Source organism: Pseudomonas sp. 7P_10.2_Bac1, from assembly GCF_025465935.1.
Taxonomy (GTDB): domain Bacteria; phylum Pseudomonadota; class Gammaproteobacteria; order Pseudomonadales; family Pseudomonadaceae; genus Aquipseudomonas.
The window spans coordinates 38,940-58,045 of the sequence record NZ_JANLNV010000068.1; the positions used below are offsets into that span (position 1 = coordinate 38,940).

The window sequence follows — 19,106 nt, forward strand, 5'->3', positions numbered from 1 at the left end:
AGGTTGAGGCAATCAGATGGCTAATATGACAGTCCATTGCGATATCGTCAGCGCGGAAGGAGAAATCTTTTCCGGTCTGGTTGAGATGGTGATTGCGCACGGTGCACTGGGTGATCTTGGTATCGCTCTGGGCCACGCTCCGCTGATCACTAGTCTGAACCCAGGTCCGATCCGCCTGATCAAACAGGGTGGCGAAGCCGAGGTGTTTTACATCTCGGGTGGTTTCCTCGAGGTTCAGCCGAACATGGTCAAGGTTCTTGCCGACACTGTGCAACGTGCTGCCGACCTGGATGAAGCCTCCGCTCAGGAAGCCGTCAAGGCTGCCGAGAAGGCCCTGAACGAAAAAGGCGCAGATTTCGATTACGGATCTGCTGCTTCTCGTCTGGCCGAGGCCGCAGCTCAGCTGCGCACCGTCCAGCAAATCCGCAAGAAGTTCGGCGGCTAAGCCGCTTGCTGATTGTGTGATTGATTAAAAAGGGTAGCCTCGGCTACCCTTTTTTCTTTTCCGCGAACTACTTTTTGGTCGCATCCGCTGACCACCCAGGATTGGTAGCCAGTCATGTCTCTCGATATCGTTATTCTCGCTGCAGGCCAGGGCACTCGCATGCGTTCGTCCCTGCCCAAAGTTCTTCATCCCGTGGCCGGCAACTCCATGCTCGGGCATGTTATCCACACCGCGCGCCAGCTCAAGCCAAACGGCATTCATGTAGTTATCGGTCACGGTGCCGAGTTGGTCCGTGAGCGTCTGGCAGCGGACGATCTGAATTTTGTCCTGCAGGACAAACAGCTGGGTACCGGCCACGCCGTGGCTCAGGCCCTGCCATTTTTGACGGCAGAAAACGTATTGGTGTTGTACGGCGATGTGCCGTTGATCGAAGTCGAAACGTTGCAGCGCCTGCTCAAGCAAGTGGGCCCGGAGCAACTGGGACTGCTGACCGTTAACCTGGCTGACCCGACCGGTTATGGCCGAATCGTGCGTGATGCTGCGGGCAAGGTCAGCGCCATCGTTGAGCATAAAGATGCAACCGATGAGCAACGCGCTATCACCGAAGGCAATACTGGCATTCTGGCCTTGCCGAGTGCGCGTCTCTCTGACTGGATGAGCCGCCTGTCGAACAACAACGCTCAAGGCGAGTATTACCTGACAGACGTGATCGCCATGGCCGTGAATGATGGTTTGCTCGTTGCCACCGAGCACGCCCACGACCCGATGGAAGTGCAGGGCGCCAATGACCGTAAACAGCTCAGCGAACTGGAGCGTCATTACCAGTTGCGTGAAGGTCGTCGATTGATGGCGCTGGGTGTGACCTTGCGTGACCCGGCCCGTTTCGACGTGCGCGGTGAAGTAACTGTCGGTCGCGACGTGCTGATCGACATCAACGTGATTCTTGAAGGTCGCGTCGTCATCGAAGATAACGTGGTGATCGGCCCCAACTGTGTGATCAAAGACAGCACCTTGCGCAAAGGCGCGGTGGTCAAAGCCAACAGTCATCTGGATGGCGCAGTGCTGGGTGAGGGCAGCGACGCTGGCCCATTCGCGCGCTTGCGTCCGGGCAGTGTGCTCGATGCCCGCGCCCATGTGGGTAACTTTGTAGAATTGAAAAATGCCCATCTGGGCGAAGAAGCCAAGTGTGGTCATCTGACCTATTTGGGCGACGCCGAAGTCGGCCCGCGCACCAACATCGGGGCGGGCACCATCACCTGTAACTACGATGGCGCCAACAAGTGGAAAACCGTGTTGGGGGCTGACGTATTTATCGGTTCCAACAATTCCTTGGTCGCACCTGTGGATATCTCTGATGGCGCCACCACTGCGGCCGGTTCAACCATCAACCAAGCCGTGGGGGCCGAACAACTGGCCGTGGGTCGTGCGCGCCAACGCAACATCGACGGTTGGAAACGCCCGGTGAAGCAACCCAAGCCGTAAGTTTACGTTCTCTGTAGGAGCCAACTTGCCTCGCGATCTTTTGCCCCATCGAAAGATCGCAGCCTTCGGGGGAGCAGTTATCCACAGCTGTGAAAGGTGTTTTGTTACACATTTAAGTCATCGTATAACTGTTTTAAATCAATGAGTTACACAAAGCCTTATCCATCGCCTGTGGATAAGGCTTTGTTTTATCTGCCATTTGTTGCCCGCCAAACCCCCGGCCGCTGGGGACGAAAGTGAGTTATTCACAAAATAATCTGCAACAATTTCTTGACGAGCATTTCGAGATCAGGTTTCATTGCTTTCGTTTTCTTTCGAACCGAAACTTAGAGCCAGCATGTCCAAGCGCAACACGCCCCAACGCAGACACAACATCATGGCCTTGCTCACCGAGCAGGGCGAAGTCAGCGTAGATGAATTGGCCAAACGCTTCGAAACTTCCGAGGTCACGATTCGCAAAGATCTGGCGGCACTTGAAAGTAATGGCCTGTTACTGCGTCGTTATGGCGGTGCTATCACTATGCCGCAAGAACTGGTGAGTGACGTCCCTCAGCCGGCCTCTCTTTATAAGCAAGCCATTGCCCGCGCGGCAGTTGGCCTGATTAAAGAACATGCGCGGATCATCATCGACAGCGGCAGCACTACAGCTTCGATGATTCCGCAATTGGGCCTGCAACCGGGCCTGGTGGTGATGACTAACTCCTTGCACGTAGCCAACGCGCTCAGTGAACTTGAGCACGAACCCGTCCTGTTGATGACAGGTGGCACGTGGGATCCGCACTCCGAGTCCTTTCAGGGACAGGTGGCGGAGCAGGTATTGCGCTCTTACGACTTCGACCAATTGTTCATCGGTGCTGACGGGATCGACCTGCAGCGTGGCACGACAACGTTCAATGAGTTGTTGGGGCTGAGCCGGGTCATGGCCGATGTCGCGCGTGAAGTGATTGTGATGGTCGAGTCCGACAAGATCGGCCGCAAAATACCCAACCTGGAACTGCCCTGGAGCAGCGTCCATACCCTTATTACAGATGATCGCCTGCCCGCCGAGGCGCGCGAACAGATTCAGGCCCGGGGCATAACGTTGTTATGCGCCGCCCTCGATTAGGAGAAATTTATGTGTGGAATCGTTGGCGCAGTCGCCGAACGTAATATCACGGCCATTCTGCTCGAAGGCCTGAAGCGTCTTGAATACCGTGGCTATGATAGCGCCGGTGTCGCTGTGTTTACCAATAACGGTGCGCTGGAGCGCACGCGTCGTAACGGTAAAGTATCTGAGCTGGAACAAGCGCTGGCCGGCGAACCGCTGGTTGGTCGCCTGGGCATCGCCCACACCCGTTGGGCCACCCACGGTGCGCCATGCGAGCGCAATGCGCACCCGCATTTTTCGGGCTCGGATCTGGCCGTTGTACACAACGGCATTATCGAGAACCACGAAGCCCTGCGCGAACAACTCAAAGGCCTGGGTTACGTATTTACTTCGGACACCGACACCGAAGTCATCGCCCACCTGCTGCATCACAAACTCAAAGAACAAAGCGACCTGACCGAAGCCCTCAAGGTCACGGTCAAAGAACTGCACGGTGCTTACGGCCTGGCCGTTATCAGCGCCAAACAACCTGATCGTCTGGTTGCTGCCCGCAGTGGTAGCCCGTTGGTGATTGGTCTGGGCCTTGGGGAAAACTTCCTCGCGTCCGACCAATTGGCCCTGCGCCAGGTCACTGACCGCTTCATGTACCTGGAAGAAGGCGACATCGCTGAAATCCGCCGTGACAGCGTGCAAATCTGGGATGTGGACGGTCAGACCGTTCAGCGCGAAACCGTGCAATACCGCGACGGTGCCGAAGCTGCCGACAAAGGCGAGTTCCGTCACTACATGCTCAAAGAAATTCACGAGCAGCCAAGTGTTGTCCAGCGCACCCTGGAAAACCGTCTGGGTCAGGACCACGTTCTGGTTCAAGCATTTGGTCAAAACGCCAAAGAACTGTTCGCCAAAGTGCGCAACGTTCAGATCGTGGCCTGCGGTACCAGCTACCACGCCGGTATGGTTGCCCGTTACTGGCTTGAAAGCCTGGCCGGCATCCCGTGCCAGGTTGAAGTGGCGAGCGAGTTCCGCTATCGCAAAGTCGTGGTGCAGCCAGACACCTTGTTCGTTTCGATCTCCCAATCGGGCGAAACCGCTGACACCCTGGCCGCGCTGCGCAATGCCAAAGAACTGGGCTTCCTCGGCAGCCTGGCGATTTGCAACGTCGGCATCAGTTCGCTGGTCCGCGAGTCTGACCTGACCCTGCTGACCCAAGCCGGCCGTGAAATTGGCGTGGCCTCCACCAAAGCCTTCACCACACAATTGGTTGGCCTGTTGTTGCTCACCTTGTCCCTGGGCCAAGTGCGCGGCACCCTCGAAGCCGGTGTTGAAGCACAGTTGGTTGAAGAACTGCGCCGCCTGCCGACCCGCTTGGGTGAAGCGCTGGCAATGGACGCTACCGTGGAAAAAGTGGCCGAGTTGTTCGCCGACAAACACCACACTTTGTTCCTGGGCCGTGGTGCTCAGTACCCGGTAGCCATGGAAGGATCGCTCAAGCTCAAAGAAATTTCGTACATCCACGCTGAGGCGTACCCGGCTGGCGAATTGAAGCACGGCCCGTTGGCCCTTGTGGATAACGACATGCCAGTGGTGACCGTTGCACCGAACAATGAACTGTTGGAGAAACTGAAATCCAACCTGCAAGAAGTTCGCGCCCGTGGTGGTGAGTTGATCGTGTTTGCAGACGAACAAGCCGGCATGAGCAACGGCGAAGGCACCCACGTGATCAACATGCCGCACATCCACGACGTGCTGGCGCCGATCCTCTACACCATCCCGCTGCAACTGCTGTCTTACTACGTCGCCGTGCTCAAAGGCACCGACGTCGACCAGCCGCGTAACTTGGCTAAATCCGTGACCGTTGAATAAAGCGCAGCGCGATATTCAGTAAAAGCATTCGACCCGCCCTGTGCGGGTCGAATGCTTTCAGGAGCTATAAAACCGATGGACTGTACTTTCCATAACATCAGCCAACGCATGAACAATCGCCGGTTTGCCGTGGCGAGTAACGCCAGCGGTCTCTCCGACGCCAGCACGGTGTTTCACTACCACGTCGATGGCAATGCGATCACCGGGACTTACCAAGGCGGGCATATCCGCACGGGGCATTTGGTCGGCCGCGCCACCGGCCACGACACTATCGAGTTGTTGTACCAATGCCTGACCGCAGACGGCGAGTTGCTGGCCGGTTGGTCGCGGGGCACGGTGGGCGTTGATGAGAGTGGGCGCACCACGTTGAGTTTTATCTGGGGCTGGTTGTCTGGCGCGACCGGAGGCGGGGAGTCGAGCTACGTTGAAGTTGCCGATGCTTGAAATCGGCGCGTCCACCGGGCACCGCTCAACCCCATAAAAACACGCCCGGGTATACAAGCTAACCTCTCATACCGCAGGGTAGTACGCGGCTATGGGTTGGTAATGAGACAGTCAACTTAGCGCTTGGCCGAGTCTCGTTCCTTTTTGTGAGGCGTTTGTATGCTTGAGCATTTGTTTAAACCCGCCCGCATCAGCGCGGTTTTTTGGCTGTCTTGCCTGGCAGCGTCCATCGCCTGTGCTGGCGATAAAATAACTTACCCCGATGCGGCCGCCAGTGACCCCAAGACGCTGGGCTGGATGGTTGGCTCGCCACCACCGCCTGACCGGATTGTGCGGTTTGCCGATGGCAGTTATTTCAAGTTTCCGGCCATGCGCTGGAGTGTTTCCAATTTCCGCCAACTGATGCCGACCACCAATGTGTCTCGTGGGCTGGGTGCTCCCGTTCCTTTGGCGCGGGCGTTGCGCAGCGATATAGATGCACTGACGTTTACGCCCCTCGGCGCACAAAAAACGATGACCTGGGAGCAATCGCTGGCGGCCAATTACACCGACGGCATTGTGGTGCTGCACCGCGGCAAAATTGTCTATGAGCGTTATTTCGGCGTGTTGAGCCCCGAAGGCCAGCACGGTGCGATGTCGATGACTAAATCTGTAGTGGGCACCATGGGCGCCATGCTGGTGGCCGATGGCACGCTGGATGCCAATAAAAAAATCGCGGATTACGTGCCAGAGCTGGCCACGTCAGCCTTTGGCAACGCCACATTGCGCCAGGTGCTGGACATGACCACCGGGCTTAAATACAGCGAAGACTATGCCGACCCTAACGCTGAAGTGTGGAAGCACGCGCAGGCGGGTAACCCTTTGCCTAAACCCAAGGACTACACCGGGCCGCAAAGTTACATGGAGTACTTGCAGACCGTTGAGCCCGAGGGGGAACACGGTAAAGCCTTCGCCTATAAAACGGTGAACACCGATGTGCTGGGCTGGGTGATTGCACGGGTCACCGGGAAGAATGTGGCGCAACTGTTGTCGGAAAAAATCTGGCAGCGCCTGGGCGCTGAGCAGGATGCGTACTTCTCCGTGGACTCCATCGGTACACCGTTTGCCGGTGGCGGGTTGAATACCGGGCTGCGTGATATGGCGCGGTTTGGCGAGATGATCCGCAATAACGGTCAGTACCTGGGCGAGCAAATCGTACCCAAGACCGTGGTGGATGATATTCGCGCGGGTGGCGATAAAGCTGCGTTTGCCAAGGCTGGATATGACCTGCTCAAAGGTGGCAGTTATCGCGATATGTGGTGGGTGACGCACAACGCCGATGGCGCCTTTATGGCGCGGGGCGTGTATGGCCAGCGTACCTATATCGACCCCAAGGCCGAGATGGTAATCGTGCGTTATGCATCCAACCCGATTGCCAGCAATTCGGCAAACGACCCGGTGACCATCCCAGCATTTGAGGCTTTGGCCAAGCAGTTGATTGCGCACCCCGAGTAAGTCACTGGCTCAGGCCTGTTGAACAAACGCCAGGCGCAAGGCAAAACCAATCAGCAGGCTGCCAAACAACCACTGCTGGACACGTTGTGCCCGCGGGCTGCTGTTGAGCCACTGGCCCAGTGAAGCGCCGGCCATGGCGTAGAGGCTGTCAAACACCAGGCCCACGATCACCAGTATTACGCCCAAGCCCAAGAACTGTGCGCTGACGCTACCGGCCTGGTTGTTGATAAATTGCGGCAGCAGCACCGAGCAAAACAGGAGCGCCTTGGGGTTGAGCAGGTTGGTCAGCAACCCACGTTGCAGTGCGCCGCCCCAAGTCAGTTGCGGTTCTTTCAGCGCGCCGGGGGCGAGCGTCAGTTGGGTCAGCGTGCCGGGTTTTAACATTCTTACGCCCAACCACACCAAGTAGGCGGCACCGATCAAGCGCACACCATCAAAGGTCCAGGGCGCTGTTTTGAACAGTGCGGCCAAACCCACGGCGGCCAAAAAAACATGGCAGGCGCGGGCAATGCCCAAACCCAGCGCGGTGCTCAGGGCCAAGGCGCGTCCATGCCGGGCGCCGGTTTGCAGCAGCAAGATCATGTCCGGCCCAGGCATTACATAAATCACAGCCAATGCAATCAGAAACATCCACATGGCAACCCACCTTGATAGCAACACAGAGCCACGATTCTAGGGGGGAAAGCCCCAGCAGGTGGTTGCGTATTCAGCTGCAAAAAGGGCTAGTCTTGGCATAAACCGCTTATTTGGGCTGATAAAGAATTTGAATATGCCAACAATAAAACTGGATGCTTTTGACCGCCGTATTCTCGATGCGCTACAGCGAGATGGACGCCTCAGCAATGTGGAGTTGGCCAATGAAATTGGTCTCTCGCCATCCCCATGTTTGCGCCGGGTTCGGTTGCTGGAAGAGGCGGGTGTGATCCGCGGCTATCAGGCCAACCTGGACCGCGATGAAGTGGGGTTGGGTTTGACCGTGTTTGTCGGGATCAAAGTTGAGCGCCATCACGAAGATGAGGCCGAGGCCTTTCGCGTCGCCGTCACGGCATTGCCCGAAGTGATTTCGGCGTTTCTGGTATCGGGCGAATCGGATTTCTTGCTACAGGTAGTGGTGCCTGATTTACGCGGCTATGAACGCTTCTTGACGGGCGTGTTGCTCAAACTGCCGGGTGTCAGCGATATACGCAGCAATTTTGCGATCCAGACGGTTAAGACACCTACGGTTTTGCCGCTTAATCATTTGCCGGTCTAACTTCAAAAAATAGACGCTGAACTGGCGTTGTTGCGCGTGTTTAACGCTCGCACGCGCCAAGATGAAGATCGTCGCCCGCCCGCAGAAGTTTCACATTGTTTGTTATATCGTAACTATATATATCAAATAGTGGAGCTTCCATGCGTGTCGATTTAGATGCCGAGGAGGGTGGCCTTGAGTCGTTATCTCGATTTCAAAGCGCAGCCGTCCAGGCACGTCAGCTTTTTCAGTTAGGCGTTGTACTGGCCGCCCTGGCGATCATGCTGTGGACTGTCGGCTTTTTTATTGGTTTGTTTGCTGCTAACTCCTTGTGGCCAGCACTGCTCAATAACAACGTCGCCGCGTTACTGGTGCTGGCGGCCGGGGCGCAATCAGCGTTTTGGGTCGCTCACTGGCGTAAAACAGCGCTCGATCCTATCCCCGAAGTCACAGAAGAACAGCCAACCGAGCCGCTCAGCGCGTACGAGCGATTTTGCCAACGCCTGAGCCAGGGCTCGTATCGGCTTCTGGCCAGTATCGGTGCGCCGGTGTTTTGGCTGGCGGGCGTCGGTGGCCTGGCCGTGTGGTGTGTACAACGTAATTGGGACCTGGCCCTGACTGGGGCCGAATTAGGCACATGGGGGTCCATTGCTGCTGGTTTAGCGGTGTTGCTGGCGTTTGTGCTGTTGGTGTTTGAGCGCTATCTGGCGCAGCAACCCGAAGCGCGGTGGCCTGAAGCCCGGTTGCTGGCACCGCTGGTACGTGTGCCGATCATCACCTTTATACTCAGTGCGTTATGCCTGCTTTTTAGCAGTGAAGGCGCCGAGTGGCCGGTCCGACTCGGCGTGTTGCTGGGCGTGCTGCCGGCGGCGGTGGCGGTTGAGTTGATTCTGCGGGCTGTGGCAGCTGTCTTCAGCCCACGGCGTGACAGGCTCGAACCACGCATGATCGCGCAGAGTTTTATTGCCGGGATGCTGCGCTGGCCACCCCAACCGCTGTTGGCGCTGCAGCACGAATTGCATAACCGGTTTGGCATCGACCTGCGGCAAATCTGGGCGTTCAGCTACATGCGCAAAGCATTCCTCCCGGTGCTGGCGGTCATCGTCGCAGTGGGTTGGATACTCAGCGGTGTAAATGAAATCCCGCTGCAAGGGCGCGGCATTTACGAACGTTTTGGCAAGCCGGTTGAGGTGTTCGGGCCCGGTTTGCACGCGGGGCTGCCTTGGCCATTAGGCCGCGTGTTGATGGTTGAAAACGGCGTGGTGCATGAGCTGGCGACCAGCACGGAGTCGGCGGCGGATCCCGTGCTGGCATCTGCTGATGGGCTGCCGCCGTTGAGCGCCAACCGCCTGTGGGACGCAACGCATGTGAACGACAAATCCCAGGTCATTGCCAGCGGTGGCGGTGACAAACAGGGCTTTCAGATCGTGAACATGGACGTACGTTTTGTGTACCGCATTGGTTTGAGCGATCAAGCCGCCATTGCCGCGACATACCACAGTGCCGATGTGCCGACGCTGATTCGCAGTACTGCGAGCCGCATCCTGGTGCACGATTTTGCGTCACGCACTCTCGATGATTTGCTCGGCGAACAACGTACCGAGTTGGCCGCTGACATTGGCCGGGCCGTGCAGGCAGATCTGGACTCGCTCGGCAGCGGTGTCGAAATTCTGGCTACGGTGGTCGAGGCTATTCACCCGCCCGCCGGTGCGGCCAACGCGTATCACGCCGTGCAGGCTGCACAAATCAGCGCCCAGGCATTGATTGCCCGTGAGCGCGGAGCGGCCAGCGAACAGGCCAACGTCGCACAGTTGCAAGCCAGCATGGCGCTGGATCAGGCCAACGCCTCTGCGCGTGAAGTGAACGCGACGGCACAGACCTCAGACCTGCGCTTTGGCGCCGAACAAAAAGCCTACCGCGAGGCTGGTCACGCCTTTGTCCTTGAGCAGTACTTGAGCCAGCTCAGCCAAGGCATGAACAACGCCAAACTTTTGATTCTCGACCACCGCCTTGGGGGTAACGGCAACGCGCCGACCCTCGATCTGCGTTCTTTCACGCTGCCGGCCGATCCAGTCGCGCCGCGTAAAGCTGTTCAGTAAGGAGCTTTGTTTTGAGCCACTCACACGATCATCACGCGCACGGCGGCCATCACCACGGCCACGGGCATCACGGCCATCATCATCACCACCATCATGGTGACGAACATGAATCCGGCCCGTTCCCATGGCGGCGCATGGGCTGGGCCGCCTTGCTAGTTTTATTTGCTGTTGCAGCCGCCAGCCTGGTCCAGGTGCGATCTGGCGAAGCCACCGTTATCACCCGTTTCGGTAACCCGGCGCGGGTGTTGCTGGAGCCTGGATTGAGCTGGCGCTGGCCTGCGCCTTTTGAAGTCAGCGTGCCGGTAGACCTGCGTTTGCGCACCACCTCCAGTGGTCTGCAAGACGTAGGCACCCGCGACGGTCTGCGCATCATCGTGCAGGCCTACGTGGCCTGGCAGGTGCAGGGCGACCCCGAAAACGTGCAGCGTTTTATGCGCGCGGTGCAGAACCAGCCCGATGAAGCAGCTCGGCAGATTCGTACCTTCGTAGGCTCCGCACTGGAAACCACCGCCGCCAGCTTTGACCTCTCAAGCCTGGTGAACACCGATGCCAGCCAAGTCAAAATCGCTGACTTTGAAGCGCAACTGCGCCAACAAATCGAACAGCAATTGCTCAGCACCTATGGCGTGCGTGTGCTGCAAGTGGGGGTAGAGCGGCTGACATTGCCGTCGGTGACGCTCACGGCGACGGTCGACCGCATGCGCGCCGAGCGCGAAACCATCGCTACGGAACGCACGGCGGTGGGCAAGCGCGAAGCGGCGCAAATCCGCTCGGCGGCCGAGCGTGATGCGCGCATTCTGCAAGCTGATGCCAGCGTAAAAGCGGCCGACATCGAAGCGCAGTCGCGAGTCGAGGCGGCGAAGATCTATGGGCAGGCCTACGCCAGTTCCCCAGAGCTGTACAACATGCTGCGCTCGCTCGACACCCTGGGGACTATGGTTAACCCCGGTACCAAAGTGATTTTGCGCACCGATGCGGCGCCATTCCGGGTACTGGTCGACGGCCCGCCGTCAATGGACAACAAGGCCGGGGCGCGTCCATGAGTCGTACTTCAGATGACACGCCACGTGTCAGCAGCCCATGGCAACAAGCCGGGCGATTAGCTTTTTTGGGACTGTATGCCGTGACGGTATTCGCCGCTGTGGCGTGGGGTGTGTCCAATGTGCGGCAGATCGATCCGCAGAACCGCGCGGTGGTGCTGCGCTTCGGGGCGCTGGACCGCATTCAGAATGCCGGGTTGCTGCTGGCCTGGCCGCGCCCTTTTGAGCAAGTGGTGATCGTGCCCGCGGCCGACCGCGTGAGTGAACGCCGGATAGAAAACCTGCTGCGTTCGGACAGCGCCCTGCAGGCGGATCGCGTCGCCACCTTTGCCACGCCTATCAACGATGCCCTGGCCGGCTCCGGGTATTTGCTGACCGGTGATGCAGGTGTCGTGCAACTGGATGTCCGGGTGTTTTACAACGTCATCGACCCTTATGCCTATGTGCTGCAAGGCGAGCATGTTTTGCCTGCACTGGACCGTGTGGTCACGCGCAGCGCAGTGGCGCTGACCGCGGCCCGGGATCTGGACACCATTCTGGTGGCACGCCCTGAACTGATCGGCAGCGATAAACAGTCGGCTGAACGTCGTGAGCGTTTGCGCGGTGATTTGGTGCAAGGCATCAATCAGCAATTGGCGGCGCTGACGGCAACGGGGCAGGGCATTGGTTTGGAGGTGGTACGGGTCGATGTGCAATCGAGTTTGCCCGGCCCGGCCGTCAACGCGTTTAACGCGGTACTGACAGCAAGTCAGCAAGCCGATAAAGCCGTGGCCAACGCGCGCAACGATGCCGCTAAAACTACCCAAAACGCCACCCAGGAAGCCGATCGCACGGTTGAGCAAGCCCATGCCCAAGCCAGCGAACGATTAGCCCTGGCGCAATCGGACACGGCCGCCATCGTCAATTTGGCCAAGGTGCAACAGGCCGGTAATGACCCCGGTTTGCTGCTGCGTTTGTACCGCGAGCGTGTGCCGAAAATTCTCGGTCAGGCGGGCTCTGTTACCACCGTTGATCCTAAAGATGATTCCCGTCTGATTATTCAGGGAGCCGAACAATGAGTACGTCTGCAACGCAACCCGCCGTCAGCATGCTGAGCAGCGCCGAGCAACGCAGCGCGGCTCGCCAATTGACGCTGGCGATGCTGGCGCTGGGGTTGTTGGCCCTGGGGCTGGTGTGGCGCTGGTTCATGCCGCTGCAAGTGGGCACCAGTCAGTTGTTACTGGGCTTTGCTTCGTTGCTGGTGGCGGTGCCGGTCATGCGCTCGGCGTGGTACAGCCTGCGCTACCCGAGCCTGCACGGCATCACCGATCAACTGATTGCCCTGGCGATGTTGGGGGCTTGGGCCACCGGCGATTTGCTGACCGCGGCACTGCTGCCGATCATCATGATCTTCGGCCACGTACTTGAAGAGCGCAGCGTGATTGGCTCGCAGGAGGCCATTCATGCGCTTGGCAAACTGACCCGCAGCCAGGCGCGATTGTTTCAGGCTGACGGTCGTTTGCTGGACGTGGATAACGGCACACTCAAGACCGGCGATCAGGTTGAGGTCCGCGCTGGGGATCGGGTGCCTGCCGACGGTGTGGTGTTGTCGGGTCAGGCCAGTCTCGACACCGCCTCCATCACCGGCGAGTCGGTGCCACTGGAAGTCAGCGTGGGCATGCCCATTTATGGTGGAGCGATCAACCTGGATGGTTTGTTACGGGTTGAGGTGACGCGTACCGGCGAGGAGTCGACGCTGGGCAAAGTCATCGCCTTGATGCAAAACGCCGAGCGCGCCAAGCCGCCCATTACCCGTTTGCTCGAACGCTACGCGGGCGGCTACATGGTGCTGGTGTTGATGATCGCCGCCGTGACCTGGTTTATCACCAACGATGCCCAAGCCATGCTCGCCGTGTTAGTGGCTGCGTGCCCGTGTGCGCTGGTGTTGTCGGCACCGGCTACAGCTATTGCCGGGATTGCCGTGGCGGCGCGTCACGGGATCTTGATTCGAAGCTCGGCGTTCCTTGAAGAACTGGCCGATTTGACGTCCTTGGTTGTGGATAAAACCGGGACCCTGACTTACGGCACGCTGCGTCTTCAAGGCATCGATACACCGCTCACGGATCATTCACCGTTACTGCAACTGGCCGCCAGCTTGGGGGCGGCCAGCAGCCACCCGGTAAGTCGGGCGCTGGCTGGGCTGGTGACTCATCAACATCTATTAACGCTGAGTGACGTGCGCGAGCGTCAAGGCTTGGGTGTGGTGGCCAGCACTGAACGGGGCGAAGCGGCACTGGGACGTCCCGAGTTATTCGACCAATTGACTATTACCTCGACCCCGGTGCCGGAACATGATGGTCCTATTGCAGGACTTTCATTGGACGGGAAATTCCTCGGCTGGTTATTGTTGGCAGACAGCGTCAAGCCAGAAGCCCATCAGGCATTGCGTGAACTACGCGACCTGGGTTTGGGGCGTCAGGTGTTGTTGACGGGAGACCGTCAAAGCGTGGCCGAACATTTGGCTCAGGCGGTGGGCATCAGCGAGGTTCAGGCCCAGGCCTTGCCTGAAGACAAATTGAAGCGTGTACTGAGCGAAATCGACAGTGGCTTCAGGCCGATGGTGGTGGGCGACGGGATCAATGATTCGCTCGCGCTCAAAGCCGGTGTGGTCGGTGTTGCGATGGGAGCGGGCGGGGCGGACATTGCCTTGGCCTCGTCCGACATCGTTTTGATCGGCAGTGATTTGCGGCGCCTGGGGACGTGCGTGCGACTGAGCCGCGAATGCCGCCAGACCTTGCAGGTCAATGTGATTATCGGATTGGGATGGACACTGGCGATTGTGGCCGCTGCTGCGTTTGGTTGGTTAGGCGCTGCGGGCGCCATGATCGCGGCGCTGCTGCACAACTTGAGTACGTTATTGGTGTTGGGGAATGCTGGACGTTTGCTTCGTTTTCATGAGCCGTTGGTGGCGTCAGAAACGCCGCAGTAACTGTCTGAAAACGCATCACGCAAGCTCTGGCTTCAGGCTGTCAGCTCACTGAGCTGACAGTTTCTGTTAATCGACTACCCTATAGTTTCGATGTCTGAATTGAAGGAGGACTTACTGATGCTCGCGCAACTGCCACCGGCTTTACAGAAACTTCATCTTCCATTACGCCTTAAGCTTTGGGATGGGAACCAATTCGATCTAGGGCCAGAGCCCAGCGTCACCATTGTGGTCAAGGACCCGCAACTTGTTGCCGACTTTACCCACCCCAGCCTTGACCTTCTGGGTAGCGCTTTTGTTGAAGGAAAACTCGAACTTGAAGGTTCCGTCAACGAAGTGATTCGTGTGTGTGATGAGTTGAGTCAGGCGCTGGTAGAAGATGAGGACACTCGTCCTACGCGCATTCACCATGACAAAGAAATCGACGCTGCTTCGATTTCTTATCACTACGACCTCTCCAACGAGTTTTATCAACTGTGGCTCGACCGCGACATGGCCTATTCCTGTGGCTATTTCGAGACCGACGATGCAACCCTTGATGAAGCCCAGCAAGCCAAATTCCGACTCCTGTGCCGCAAGCTGCGCCTCAAGCCGGGTGAGTACCTGCTGGACGTAGGCTGCGGCTGGGGCGGGCTGGCGCGTTTTGCTGCACGTGAGTACGGGGTCAAAGTCTTTGGTATTACCCTGAGTAAAGAACAGCTGGCGTTGGGCCGTGAGCGCGTCAAAGCCGAAGGTCTGCAAGACAAGGTTGACCTGCAGTTGCTCGACTACCGTGATCTGCCACAAGACGGTCGTTTCGACAAAATCGTCAGCGTGGGCATGTTTGAACACGTGGGCCACGCCAACCTCAGCGAGTATTGCAACATCCTCTCCAAAGCGGTGCGTGAAGGCGGCCTGGTGATGAACCACGGCATTACCGCCAAGCACACCGATGGCCGTCCAGTGGGGCGGGGTGCTGGTGATTTTATCGACCGTTATGTGTTCCCGAACGGAGAGCTGCCACACCTTTCAATGATTACCGCCGAGATCAGCGAAGCTGGGCTGGAAGTGGTCGATGTCGAAAGCTTGCGTCTGCATTACGCGCGCACGCTGGAGCATTGGAGTCAGCGTCTGGAAAACAATCTGGAAGCCGCAGCGAAAATGGTGCCAGAGAAAACCTTGCGCATCTGGCGTCTGTACCTGGCAGGTTGTGCCTACGCGTTTGCCCATGGCTGGATCAACATCGATCAAATCCTGGCAACCAAACCGCATGCCGATGGCTCGATTGAGCTGCCACCGACACGCGCGGATATTTATCGCTGAGCGTGTGATTCCCAGGTGATTGCAACTGGGCTTTCTTCAGGGTTTTTTTCCTGGCGATAAAGCCCATGTTGCAATGGGATGTGTTGATCAACCTGTGCCAGGGCTTTCTGTTCGAAGGTCAGCCCACTCTTCTTAAACACAAGATCATGGCGAGCTACGTTCCCACCCCAATCAACGGATGGTAAGGAGATGTAGCTGATCTTGTATTCCTCATCGGTGAAGTCCCCTTCAACCACATATGCGCCGTAGTGGTTCTCCCCCGGGGAAATGATTTTGTACAAGCCATTGTCGTAGTAATAAAGGATGGCTTCTTCAAAAGGTTTCTCGCTGTACATCTTCTTGTAGTGCAAACGATGAATATACGTTGGCTTTCCAAACTCAACGGTAATGGACGGTTGGGCGGGAGGTGGGGCGGTATCGGCCAAGGCCGGTGAAGTGATGCTAAACAGAATACCCATCAGCGAAAATTTCATTGGTGTCGATCCTTAGAGTGAGTCGCTCGGCATTGCACCGAGCCACTCAGCTTAAGGAGGGTTATCTCTAATATCTCTGCGTTGAGAGCTTTTCAGGCATGGCTGATAACCGACGCAGAGATGTCCTACACGTGCTTATAAAACGGGTGAAACAAGACGCGCCACCCGCATGCCCAGTTGCTGTAAGCGGTGTGTCGATTTGATGTCTTCACTGGTGATTTCACGACCCAGCGCAAAGTCATCCAGCAGCATGTGTTCCACCTCGGTCGCGAAGGCTTCATCGACCGTCAACAGCATCACTTCGAAGTTGAGACGGAACGAACGGTTGTCCATGTTGGCGCTGCCAATGGCGCTGATTTCGTTGTCGACCAGCACCGCTTTCTGGTGAATAAAACCGGGCTGGTAACGGAAGATCCGCACGCCTGCGCGGACCGCTTCAAAGGCGTACAGGCTGGAGGCGGCGAAGACAATTTTATGATCGGGGCGAGATGGGATCAGGATGCGTACATCCACGCCGCGCAGCACTGCGAGACGCAAGGCCGAGAACACCGCTTCATCGGGCACAAAGTAAGGGCTGGTTATCCACACCCGCTCATTGGCCGCGTGGATGGCTTCGACAAAAAACAGCGAGCATGTCTCGTACGGATCAGCCGGGCCGCTGGCCATGAACTGGCAGAGCACGCCACTTTCGGGATAGCTTTTGGGCAGGATCAACGGCGGCAATTGTCGCGATGCCCAGAACCAGTCTTCCGCGAACGACTCCTGCAAACACGCGACCACGGGGCCAGTGACTTCGACGTGTGTATCACGCCATGGAGAGAGCGGCGGCTTGGCGCCCAAGTATTCATCGCCCACGTTGTGTCCGCCGACAAAGCCCAGTACTCCATCCACGACCACGACTTTGCGGTGATTGCGGAAGTTGATCTGGAAGCGGCTGATCCAGCTTCCTCGGGTGGCAAACGCGTAGGTTTGCACGCCGCCAGCGCGCAGTGTTTCACCGTAGCTATGAGGCAGGGCGTGGCTGCCAATGCTGTCGTACAGCACATAGACCGCCACCCCTTGAGCTGCTTTTTCCAGGAGTAATGCGTGCAGCTTCTTGCCCAAGTCGTCGTCGTGGATGATGAAAAACTGAACCAGCACCACCTTTTCGGCCGCGCGAATGGCTTTGAAGATCGCGTCAAAAGTGGCCGTGCCATTGATTAGCAAGCGCACGCTGTTATTCGCCAGGCACGGCATCCGACCCAGCCGAGGCATGGCGCGCAACGAGCCATAGGCTTTGGAGTTGCGAGCGGCGAGGGCTTCTTCCACCCAGGGGCGCCAGTTGAGATCGGTGATGGCTTCACGCATTTCCTGATTGGCCTCGCGGCGTGCCTTGATGTAATCGTCAAAGGTACTGCGGCCAAAAATCAAATACGGGATAAGGGTCACATAGGGAATAAAGAACAGTGACATGGCCCAGGCAATGGCACCTTGAGCTGTTCTGACGGTTAACACTGCATGCACTGCAGCAATCAAGCCTAAGCTGTGGAGCAATAGAATCAGGTAACCAATGACGTGCGGGCCTAAAAAATCCATGCGTATCCTTACTCCTCAATGTCCAACGCTGAGTACAACAGACCGTGTTCTGATGCGAATGTCCTATTTGCTTTCGAGTGCAACACCCGCTTTCATTTGACGTCTAACGCGGACAATTCCATAGGAGTGACTCAATGAATGTTCGTCTGCTAGGGGTATTTCTAGCGTGTAGTGTGTCGATTCCTGTGGCCCAGGCCCAAATGCTGCAACCGGGGTTGTGGGAAGTGACGTCCAGCAATATGCAGGTAGAAGGCCAGCAGCTGCCAGACCTGCAGCTAATGTTAGGACAGTTTCAGAACATGATGACTCCAGAGATGAAAGCCCAACTGGAAAGCCAAGGCATCACCTTGGGTGGCAAGGGCATTCGTGTGTGTCTGACACCCGAACAGGTGCAGTCGGATGATATTCCACTGGCCGATCCCAAATCGGGCTGCAGTCAGCAGATTACTGAGCGTAGTGGAAATCAGTGGAAGTTTCGCTTTAGTTGCCCCAATGCACAGGGAGCTGGAGTGGCCACCTTTGCCAGTGATCGTGAGTTCACCACCTCGGTGCTGGGTTCATTCAATGCGACAGGTGTTGCGCAAAAAGGCAGCATGGATACGCGGGCTGTCTGGTTGGGGCAAAACTGTGGAGCCGTTAAACCCCGCACCTGAAATGAGTTCTGCCGCGCAGGTGTTACACACGGTGCGCGGCAACCCCTTCTTTTTATCGCATGCCCCAATTCCAGCGACTCTCTGCCACAGCATCGTGACTGTGCAGACTTTCAGCGTGGACTACCTTCACGTTAAAACCCTTCACCCCTGGCACCGTCTTCAAGGTCACATTCAACCGGCGTGCCGCGTCTTCACAAAACATCAGGTTCTGCCCATTGGCCAATGCGAAAGCTTGCTCGTCGGCACGTTTTACCGCGGTTTGTACGGCGGTACCCAATGCCCGTTCAGCCTCATCAATGATCACTTCGATCGGCAGCGTGTGCTGGTCATTGCTGATCAAGGCCTGCAACGTGGCTGTGCTTCGTTGGCTGTGCGGCGTTGCGACTATGCCCTGAGAGCTACCCAGCCAAGTTAAAACCTCCGCATGCTGCAACGGTTTGTTGGCGAAATCATTCACGAACTGCTGCTGGATAAGTTGACGAGCCAAGGCCGCTGAGCAGGGGCAAGTCGACGAATAGTTCACGTCTATTTTTAGTTCCACGTGGAACATTCCGTTTTTCAGAGAGGCATCGATGGTCACCGGGTAGGTCTTCCAGCCGCTCAGCGGGCTGACCAATGCGGGACGTTTCAGCAGCATCTGGGTGTGTATCCGCAGATAGGCACAGATTGATAAATCATCGTGACTGTCGAGAAATTGCTGCAAAACTTTTTTCAAAAGTAGCGGGTTCAGGTCCTGCGACTCGAGCATTTCGAGCGCTAGATAAAGTCGTGACATGTGAATGCCACGCGCCTCACCGTCGTCCAGGCTCACACCGGCGTCGGCTGTTGCGGTGTGCCGTTGACCTTGAATAACAATCGGTAGGGCAATGCCGCACATCCCGACCCAATCCAGTGGAACAATTTGTCGGGCGTTTTGTGAAGCAACGTCGGGAAGGGTTAAGGCATTCATAAAG

At 57.3% G+C, this 19,106-nt stretch carries 17 protein-coding genes; 13 read left to right on the forward strand and 4 right to left on the reverse strand.

Annotation, left to right across the window (positions count from 1 at the left end; genetic code table 11):
* Positions 1–25 precede the first annotated feature (25 nt).
* The 6 genes from NTD86_RS14325 to NTD86_RS14350 all read left to right on the forward strand — a co-directional run bounded on the left by NTD86_RS14325 (position 26) and on the right by NTD86_RS14350 (position 6,815).
* Positions 26–445, forward strand: coding sequence for a F0F1 ATP synthase subunit epsilon (locus tag NTD86_RS14325; RefSeq protein ID WP_410016984.1), 420 nt, complete (start codon positions 26–28; stop codon positions 443–445).
* Positions 446–559: 114 nt separating this feature from the next.
* Positions 560–1,927, forward strand: coding sequence for a bifunctional UDP-N-acetylglucosamine diphosphorylase/glucosamine-1-phosphate N-acetyltransferase GlmU (gene glmU / locus NTD86_RS14330; protein ID WP_262203163.1), 1,368 nt, complete (start codon positions 560–562; stop codon positions 1,925–1,927).
* 337 nt (positions 1,928–2,264) lie between these two features.
* Positions 2,265–3,032 carry a DeoR/GlpR family DNA-binding transcription regulator gene (locus NTD86_RS14335; RefSeq protein WP_262203164.1) on the forward strand — a complete coding sequence of 256 codons (768 nt, stop codon included), beginning with the start codon at positions 2,265–2,267 and terminating at the stop codon, positions 3,030–3,032.
* 9 nt (positions 3,033–3,041) lie between these two features.
* Positions 3,042–4,877 carry a glutamine--fructose-6-phosphate transaminase (isomerizing) gene (glmS, locus tag NTD86_RS14340; RefSeq protein ID WP_262203165.1) on the forward strand — a complete coding sequence of 612 codons (1,836 nt, stop codon included), beginning with the start codon at positions 3,042–3,044 and terminating at the stop codon, positions 4,875–4,877.
* Positions 4,878–4,952: 75 nt separating this feature from the next.
* Positions 4,953–5,321 (forward strand): hypothetical protein, encoded by a 369-nt coding sequence (locus NTD86_RS14345; RefSeq protein WP_262203166.1) that lies wholly within the window; start codon positions 4,953–4,955, stop codon positions 5,319–5,321.
* Positions 5,322–5,480: 159 nt separating this feature from the next.
* The gene (locus NTD86_RS14350) at positions 5,481–6,815 is read left to right on the forward strand and encodes a serine hydrolase domain-containing protein (RefSeq protein WP_262203168.1); all 1,335 of its coding nucleotides are present in this window, start codon (positions 5,481–5,483) and stop codon (positions 6,813–6,815) included.
* A 9-nt stretch (positions 6,816–6,824) separates the two neighbouring features.
* Here the strand turns inward: NTD86_RS14350 and NTD86_RS14355 are convergent, their stop codons facing one another.
* The gene (locus tag NTD86_RS14355) at positions 6,825–7,451 is read right to left on the reverse strand and encodes a LysE family translocator (protein ID WP_262203169.1); all 627 of its coding nucleotides are present in this window, start codon (positions 7,449–7,451) and stop codon (positions 6,825–6,827) included.
* A 142-nt stretch (positions 7,452–7,593) separates the two neighbouring features.
* Between NTD86_RS14355 and NTD86_RS14360 the strand changes: the two genes are divergently transcribed.
* From NTD86_RS14360 to cfaB, 6 genes are all read left to right on the forward strand, one after another.
* A complete protein-coding gene (locus tag NTD86_RS14360) occupies positions 7,594–8,067 on the forward strand; it encodes an Lrp/AsnC family transcriptional regulator (protein ID WP_262203240.1) in 474 nt (157 codons plus the stop codon).
* 140 nt (positions 8,068–8,207) lie between these two features.
* The gene (hflK, locus tag NTD86_RS14365; protein WP_262203170.1) at positions 8,208–10,145 is read left to right on the forward strand and encodes a protease modulator HflK; all 1,938 of its coding nucleotides are present in this window, start codon (positions 8,208–8,210) and stop codon (positions 10,143–10,145) included.
* Between the two features lie 11 nt (positions 10,146–10,156).
* The gene (hflC, locus tag NTD86_RS14370; protein ID WP_262203172.1) at positions 10,157–11,188 is read left to right on the forward strand and encodes a protease modulator HflC; all 1,032 of its coding nucleotides are present in this window, start codon (positions 10,157–10,159) and stop codon (positions 11,186–11,188) included.
* A complete protein-coding gene (hflK, locus tag NTD86_RS14375) occupies positions 11,185–12,243 on the forward strand; it encodes a protease modulator HflK (protein ID WP_262203173.1) in 1,059 nt (352 codons plus the stop codon). The genes hflC and hflK (NTD86_RS14375) overlap by 4 nt, the downstream gene beginning before the upstream one ends.
* Complete coding sequence (locus NTD86_RS14380) at positions 12,240–14,153, forward strand: cation-translocating P-type ATPase (protein ID WP_262203174.1); 1,914 nt, start codon at positions 12,240–12,242, stop codon at positions 14,151–14,153. The genes hflK (NTD86_RS14375) and NTD86_RS14380 overlap by 4 nt, the downstream gene beginning before the upstream one ends.
* A gap of 117 nt (positions 14,154–14,270) precedes the next feature.
* The gene (cfaB, locus tag NTD86_RS14385; RefSeq protein ID WP_262203175.1) at positions 14,271–15,452 is read left to right on the forward strand and encodes a C17 cyclopropane fatty acid synthase CfaB; all 1,182 of its coding nucleotides are present in this window, start codon (positions 14,271–14,273) and stop codon (positions 15,450–15,452) included.
* Here the strand turns inward: cfaB and NTD86_RS14390 are convergent.
* Entirely contained in the window at positions 15,443–15,925 is a 483-nt protein-coding gene (locus tag NTD86_RS14390; RefSeq protein WP_262203176.1) for a hypothetical protein, read from the reverse strand. The genes cfaB and NTD86_RS14390 overlap by 10 nt on opposite strands.
* A 135-nt stretch (positions 15,926–16,060) precedes the next feature.
* Positions 16,061–17,500 carry a cardiolipin synthase gene (gene cls, locus NTD86_RS14395; protein ID WP_262203177.1) on the reverse strand — a complete coding sequence of 480 codons (1,440 nt, stop codon included), beginning with the start codon at positions 17,498–17,500 and terminating at the stop codon, positions 16,061–16,063.
* Between the two features lie 134 nt (positions 17,501–17,634).
* On the opposite strand from cls, the gene NTD86_RS14400 reads away from it, so the two are divergent.
* Complete coding sequence (locus NTD86_RS14400) at positions 17,635–18,153, forward strand: DUF3617 domain-containing protein (RefSeq protein WP_262203179.1); 519 nt, start codon at positions 17,635–17,637, stop codon at positions 18,151–18,153.
* A 52-nt stretch (positions 18,154–18,205) separates the two neighbouring features.
* Here the strand turns inward: NTD86_RS14400 and folE2 are convergent, their stop codons facing one another.
* Positions 18,206–19,102, reverse strand: a complete 897-nt coding sequence (gene folE2, locus NTD86_RS14405) for a GTP cyclohydrolase FolE2 (protein ID WP_262203180.1) — start codon at positions 19,100–19,102, stop codon at positions 18,206–18,208.
* Positions 19,103–19,106 lie beyond the last annotated feature (4 nt).

Bases quoted from the DNA above. Each gene is read 5' to 3' on its own strand.
- NTD86_RS14325 (WP_410016984.1), top strand. From the start codon at position 26: ATGACAGTCCATTGCGATATCGTCAGCGCGGAAGGAGAAATCTTTTCC.
- glmU (WP_262203163.1), top strand. From the start codon at position 560: ATGTCTCTCGATATCGTTATTCTCGCTGCAGGCCAGGGCACTCGCATG.
- NTD86_RS14335 (WP_262203164.1), top strand. From the start codon at position 2,265: ATGTCCAAGCGCAACACGCCCCAACGCAGACACAACATCATGGCCTTG.
- glmS (WP_262203165.1), top strand. From the start codon at position 3,042: ATGTGTGGAATCGTTGGCGCAGTCGCCGAACGTAATATCACGGCCATT.
- NTD86_RS14345 (WP_262203166.1), top strand. From the start codon at position 4,953: ATGGACTGTACTTTCCATAACATCAGCCAACGCATGAACAATCGCCGG.
- NTD86_RS14350 (WP_262203168.1), top strand. From the start codon at position 5,481: ATGCTTGAGCATTTGTTTAAACCCGCCCGCATCAGCGCGGTTTTTTGG.
- NTD86_RS14355 (WP_262203169.1), bottom strand. From the start codon at position 7,451: ATGTGGATGTTTCTGATTGCATTGGCTGTGATTTATGTAATGCCTGGG.
- hflK (WP_262203170.1), top strand. From the start codon at position 8,208: ATGCGTGTCGATTTAGATGCCGAGGAGGGTGGCCTTGAGTCGTTATCT.
- hflK (WP_262203173.1), top strand. From the start codon at position 11,185: ATGAGTCGTACTTCAGATGACACGCCACGTGTCAGCAGCCCATGGCAA.
- NTD86_RS14380 (WP_262203174.1), top strand. From the start codon at position 12,240: ATGAGTACGTCTGCAACGCAACCCGCCGTCAGCATGCTGAGCAGCGCC.
- cfaB (WP_262203175.1), top strand. From the start codon at position 14,271: ATGCTCGCGCAACTGCCACCGGCTTTACAGAAACTTCATCTTCCATTA.
- NTD86_RS14390 (WP_262203176.1), bottom strand. From the start codon at position 15,925: ATGAAATTTTCGCTGATGGGTATTCTGTTTAGCATCACTTCACCGGCC.
- cls (WP_262203177.1), bottom strand. From the start codon at position 17,500: ATGGATTTTTTAGGCCCGCACGTCATTGGTTACCTGATTCTATTGCTC.
- NTD86_RS14400 (WP_262203179.1), top strand. From the start codon at position 17,635: ATGAATGTTCGTCTGCTAGGGGTATTTCTAGCGTGTAGTGTGTCGATT.
- folE2 (WP_262203180.1), bottom strand. From the start codon at position 19,102: ATGAATGCCTTAACCCTTCCCGACGTTGCTTCACAAAACGCCCGACAA.